General features: G+C 68.4%; 5 protein-coding genes. 2 read left to right on the plus strand and 3 right to left on the minus strand.

The window, feature by feature from the left end; genetic code table 11:
* The first annotated feature begins 413 nt into the window (after window positions 1-413).
* The gene (gene radA / locus ACWEWT_RS38270; protein WP_452565833.1) at window positions 414-1,784 is read left to right on the plus strand and encodes a DNA repair protein RadA; all 1,371 of its coding nucleotides are present in this window, start codon (window positions 414-416) and stop codon (window positions 1,782-1,784) included.
* A 6-nt stretch (window positions 1,785-1,790) separates the two neighbouring features.
* Here the strand turns inward: radA and ACWEWT_RS38275 are convergent, their stop codons facing one another.
* Window positions 1,791-2,459: a hypothetical protein gene (locus tag ACWEWT_RS38275; RefSeq protein WP_452565828.1), complete on the minus strand. Its 669-nt coding sequence runs from the start codon at window positions 2,457-2,459 to the stop codon at window positions 1,791-1,793.
* Window positions 2,460-2,538: 79 nt separating this feature from the next.
* Entirely contained in the window at window positions 2,539-3,162 is a 624-nt protein-coding gene (locus tag ACWEWT_RS38280) for a carbonic anhydrase (protein ID WP_452565830.1), read from the minus strand.
* Between the two features lie 163 nt (window positions 3,163-3,325).
* On the opposite strand from ACWEWT_RS38280, the gene ACWEWT_RS38285 reads away from it, so the two are divergent.
* Window positions 3,326-4,207 carry an A/G-specific adenine glycosylase gene (locus ACWEWT_RS38285; protein WP_452565835.1) on the plus strand — a complete coding sequence of 294 codons (882 nt, stop codon included), beginning with the start codon at window positions 3,326-3,328 and terminating at the stop codon, window positions 4,205-4,207.
* Window positions 4,208-4,219: 12 nt separating this feature from the next.
* Here the strand turns inward: ACWEWT_RS38285 and ACWEWT_RS38290 are convergent, their stop codons facing one another.
* Window positions 4,220-4,978: an alpha/beta fold hydrolase gene (locus tag ACWEWT_RS38290; protein ID WP_452565832.1), complete on the minus strand. Its 759-nt coding sequence runs from the start codon at window positions 4,976-4,978 to the stop codon at window positions 4,220-4,222.
* Window positions 4,979-5,768 lie beyond the last annotated feature (790 nt).

Consider the following 5,768-nt stretch of genomic DNA (forward strand, 5'->3'; position numbering starts at 1 on the left):
GCCGTTCAGGCCTCGAGACTCGCGCCTTCGGCGCATGCGCTTCGAGGCCTGAACGGCGGGACGGGCCTCAACCCTTTGCGGTGTCTCGTAAGACTCGACTCGGGGGGTTGCGGGGGGCATCGACGGACCGGTCGGCATGCGGGGCGGTGCGGTGGGATGGATCCCCACTTTGTGGTGTCTCGCAGGACTCGACCTCATGTGGGTGGCGGGAGCATTCGAGATCCGGGTCGGCGTCCGGGCCCGGACGCATCACTGGCGGCTACGGATGGCGGTTCCGATCCCCGTTGGCGCCAGGTGCGACTCCCACCGCTCGCACACAATGCCGCGCACTGTTCGGGCACCCACGAAGCCGCGACCCACTCGAGCGCCGACGACAAGATGTCGGCGCGCTTGCGTAGGGTGCGGCTGTGGCAGTGACCAAGAACAAAGCCGTCTATCGGTGTTCGGAGTGTGCGCACGAAGTCGCCAAATGGGTCGGTAAATGTCCCGGCTGCGGGTCTTGGGGCACCGTGGACGAGGCGATGCCGGTGGCTGCCGCGGCGGCGGGGCCGGTGCGCAAGGCGATGCTGCCGAGTACTGCCGCCGCGCCGATCTCCCGGATCGACTCACAGACGACGACGGCACGGCCCACCGGGGTCTCCGAGCTCGACCGGGTGCTGGGCGGCGGGATAGTCGCGGGGTCGGTGGTACTGCTGTCCGGGGAGCCCGGGGTGGGCAAATCGACTCTGCTGCTCGAGGTGGCCCATCGCTGGGCGCGGCAGCGTGACGAGCGGGCCCTCTACGTGACCGCCGAGGAATCGGCGGGACAGGTGCGGTTGCGGGCCGACCGGACGGGTGCGGTGCACGATCGGGTGTATCTGGCCGCGGAATCGGATCTCTCGGTGGTGCTGGGACATGTCGATCAGGTGAAACCCACTCTGCTGGTGGTCGATTCGGTTCAGACGATGCTGGCCGCCGATACCGACGGTGTGATCGGGGGTGTCACCCAGGTGCGGGCGGTGACCGCGGCACTCACATCGCTGGCGAAGGCGAGCGGGATCGCGGTACTGCTGGTGGGGCACGTCACCAAGGACGGTGCGGTGGCCGGGCCGCGCACGCTGGAACATCTGGTGGACGTGGTGCTGCAGTTCGAAGGCGACAAGAACACCACACTGCGGATGGTGCGCGGTATCAAGAACCGGTTCGGCAGCGCCGACGAGGTGGGCTGTTTCGAATTGCACGACGACGGAATCGCCTGTGTGACAGATCCTTCCGGTCTCTTTCTGCATCACCGGTCGGATTCGGTACCCGGTACGGCGGTCACCGTGGCGATGGACGGGAAACGGCCGCTGGTCGGCGAGGTGCAGGGGCTGACCGTCGAAACGCAGAACCCGGCGCCCCGCCGCGCCGTCAGCGGACTCGACTACAACCGGGTCGCCATGGTGCTGGCGGTACTGCAGAGCCGGTGTGGGCTCTATGTCGGTAAACAGGATGTCTACGCGGCCACCGTGGGCGGTATGCGGCTCACCGAACCCGCCGCGGATCTCGCCATCGCGCTGGCCATCGCCAGCGCCGCCCGGGATACCGCGCTACCGCCCGGTTGGGTGATCCTCGGCGAGGTCGGATTGGCCGGAGAGGTCCGCCGGATCACCTCCACCACCCGGCGGCTCGCCGAGGCGGAAAGGCTCGGGTTCACCACCGCGGTGGTCCCGCCCGGTACCGATGCCGGGGCCACGCCCATGAAACTGCACGAGGCCGCCAGTCTGCGCGGCGCGTTGCGGGTGGCCGGCCTGACCAAGAAATAGCCCGGGTCAGGCGATGTTGAAGGGTTCGGGTGCGCTGCGCACCGAACCGATCTGTGCCACCACGTTGTAGGCACCCGCGGGGACCTGCACCCGCTCCCCCGCGCATTCCGGCTGCGAGGTCGCGCCCTTCCAGGTCACCGTGAACGCGGCCTGTTCGCCGCGATCGAGTGTCCGGACATCGGGTTCGCCGTCGGGGTAGCAATCCGTGCTCGCCCAGAGCTGGCGTCCGCCGTCGAGCGAGTGCACCGATACCCGCTGCAGGCCGGACCCCATATCGAGGCTGCAGGGCTCGCCGGAGATATTGGTGATCACGATCCCGAACACCGGTTCCGCACCGATCCGATAGGTGGGCTGGCCCACCGAGACCTTGATCGCCAGCGACTGGTCCGCGCACTGCCCGGACGCCGCCGGAGTGGGTTCGGTGCTGCGGGTGCCCGATGCCGTCGTGGATGCGCGGGTACTGCTCGCTGTCGTGGACGACACGGGTGGACTCGGTGCGGGTGCGGTGGTCTCGGATGTCGATGCCGCCGCCGCGGCATCGGGTGAATCACCCCCGCGGGCGACGGTGACGACCAGCCAGATCACCACCGCGAGTGCGACCACGAGCGCTCCGATGGCGAACACGCGACGCCGCCAGTAGATCTCCGGCGGTAACGGTCCTGTCGGTTCCAACACGTGTCAACGGTAAGCGCATCGGGCGGCGAGGGCCGTCAGCGGCACACCCGAAGGTGGCGCGGACGGCCCAGCCGGGCGGTCAGACAGTTTCACCGATGTTGCCGACCACGCGATGCAGTTTCGCCTGGCCGTCGACCAGCTTGTAGGTGACACAGGCGATCGCGCATTTACCGGCCTGTACCCGATCGGACACGATCATCGACCGCTCCATCAGCAGGCGGCTGGTCTCCACGACGTGGCGGGCCTCGAGCTCGTCCACCGATTCGAGGCCTTCGCGGCGTCCGATGAGCATCGACGGCGTGACCTTCTCCACGATGCTGCGGATGAACCCGCCGGGCACCTCACCGCCGTCCAGCGCGTTCAGGGTCGCCTTGACCGCACCGCAGCTGTCGTGCCCGAGCACCACGATCAGCGGGACGTCGAGTACGCCGACGCCGTATTCGATGGACCCCAGCACCGCGGCATCGATCACATGGCCGGCCGTGCGGACCACGAACATATCGCCGAGGCCCTGGTCGAAGATCAATTCCGCCGCGACTCGGGAATCCCCGCAGCCGAACAGCACGGCGGTCGGATGCTGGCCGGAGACGAGCTTGGCTCGATCGGCGGCCCCCTGGCTAGGATGCAGCAGCGTGCCGTTCACGAAGCGCTCGTTTCCTTCGCGCAGCGACTTCCAGGCACTTACCGGGTTGGACTGAGGCATGTGTCCATTCTGCACGATTTGATGTGCCGGCTTGCTTCCGTCCCGTTACAGCGCGGCGTCCATCCGCGCCGAACCGGTGGAATTGCACGGTGAGCTGAACGGAGCGGGTCGGGTGAGCAGCACGAGTACCGGAAATCCGGATGTGGGCGGACGCGCGGCCGGTGTGGTCGAACCCGGTGCGATCGACTCCGACATTCTGATCGACTGGTACTCCCGCACCGCCCGGGACCTGCCGTGGCGGCGGCCCGAGGTGAGCGCCTGGCAGATCCTCATGAGCGAGATCATGCTGCAGCAGACGCCCGTGTCCCGAGTGGAACCGATCTGGCGCGAGTGGGTGCTGCGCTGGCCGGTGCCCTCGGCGATGGCGGCCGCGAGCGCGGGCGAGGTACTGCGAGCCTGGGGCAGGCTCGGCTATCCGCGCCGCGCCCTGCGACTGCACGAATGCGCCGGTGTCCTGGCCACCGAACACGGCGACCGGGTACCCGACGATGTCGAGGTGCTGCTAGGTCTGCCCGGTATCGGCGCGTACACCGCGCGTGCGGTGGCCTGCTTCGCCTACGGGCAGCGAGTTCCCGTGGTGGACACAAATGTCCGCCGGGTGGTGGCGCGGGCCGTACACGGTCGCGGGGAGGCCGGTAATCCGGCGACGCGGGATCTGCGGGAGACCGAGGCGCTGCTGCCCGCCCGGGTGGACCGGGCCGCGGTGTTCTCGGCGGCACTGATGGAACTCGGCGCCACGGTGTGCACCGCGCGGACCCCGGATTGCGAACGCTGCCCGCTACCGCGTTGCGCGTGGGTCACGGCGGGCCGTCCGGTCACCGAATCGGCGCGCCGGACCCAGAAGTACGAGGGCACCGACCGGCAGGCCCGGGGCCGCCTGCTCGATGTCCTGCGGGCAGCACACACCCCGGTGGAACGCGTCCGGCTGGATCTGGCCTGGACCCGTGATCCCGGTCAGCGCGACCGCGCGCTGGATTCGCTGCTGGTCGACGGCCTGATCGAACAGACCGACGACGGCCGGTTCGCGCTCGCCGGTGAGGGCTGACCGGTAACCGGTTCAGGCCGCGGGAGCGGTCCGCAGGATCCGGGTGAGAAAGCGCTCCACCTCGGTCCGGTAGCGCGCGGGTTGATCATCGTGCACCAGATGCCCGGCATCGGAGATCAGGACGTGTTCGGCATCCGGATGCCGTTCGGCCATCCGGCGCATCTGACCTTCGGGAGTGATCGTGTACTCGCCTTCGAGCAGCAGCGCCGGCACGGTCAGCCGGTCCCATTCCCGCCAGAACGAACGGGTGCCCCATTCCTCCGAGATATCCCGGAACGTCGCCACGTCCCCGTGCAGCCGGTAACCGTCGGCACCCCGTTCGAACGAATTCCGGAAATAGCGTCCGGCGACCGGCCCGAAATACGCCGTCAACGCCGCCTCGTCCGGGAACGGCTGCGGCCAGGCCTCGACCATGGCGGCCCAGTGCGCCGCGGTCCGGCCCGTGAAATCCGGCGCCATATCCTCGACCACCAGCCCACGCACCCGGTTCGGATACGTGGCCGCGAAAACCCATCCGTGCAGACCGCCCATCGAATGCCCGATCACGGTCATCGGCTCGCCGATCCGCGCGGTGGCTTCGGCGAGATCGGCCACGAACGCGTCGGTGGTGAGTTCGCCGGGCGCGGGCCGCCCGTGCCCGGCGGCGTCGAAGGTGAAGACCCGCCCGTGGTCGCGCAACCATTCGACCTGGTCCTGCCAGGTCCGGGCACTACCCATCAACCCGTGCAGCAGCAGTATCGGAACCCCGCGCCCACCTTCGTCGTGCAACACCGGCCCGAGTTTATTCACATCCGTCCACAGGTCGGTGCGGCGACGACCCCGCGCACTCGAGTCGACCCGTTCGGTAGAGATTCGTCCGCCTCCGAGCTAGCGGACCCGCCCCGTTCCCGAGCAACAGAACGCGGCTACCGACCACGCAACCAATTCCCCGGGGCCGGCGACAGCCGGACTCGAACACTCGTAGCTGTACCCCCGGCCGAAGTACACGACCACACAACCCTTCGCTCGCTCCGAACAGCCCACATCGGCGGCCGAGCCCTCCCCCCGATTTCCGGGTTATCGAGCGAAAAAGGCGCAGCGACCGAACACCCGGACAACTCGACAGGCCGACAGGCCGACAGGCCGACAGGCCGACAGGCCGACAGGCCGACAGGCCGACAACAGTCGAGACCTGCCCGGTAGTGGTCCGGCCGGGCAGCCGGAGCAGACGTCCACCGCACATCTCGCCCACTCCGGATAGTCCACCTCGGCGGGCAGGCCCCCGGTTCCACAGCGACGAAACGAGAGGTTCGGCGACCGAACATACGCATTCAGCCCCCTGGAATCCATCGAGCTTCCCCAGCACTACATGCCGACCCGACCCATACAGCCGAACACGGAACCACACACCTCCCGTCCACTCCGGATGGTCATCATTCGCAGGTGGGGCCCGCCCCGGTTCTGGAGCGACGAAGCGAAGGAGCGCAGCGACTGAGCGAAGGAGTGAAGAACCGGGGTTAATAGGGCCCCACCCCGCGGCGCCGAAAGCGCCGCAATAGGCACTGCAAATTAATGCAGCTCT

The sequence above is a fragment of the Nocardia sp. NPDC003963 genome, from assembly GCF_053605105.1.

Excerpts from the sequence above, each read along its gene's own strand:
- ACWEWT_RS38280 (WP_452565830.1), bottom strand. The coding sequence starts at position 3,162 with ATGCCTCAGTCCAACCCGGTAAGTGCCTGGAAGTCGCTGCGCGAAGGA.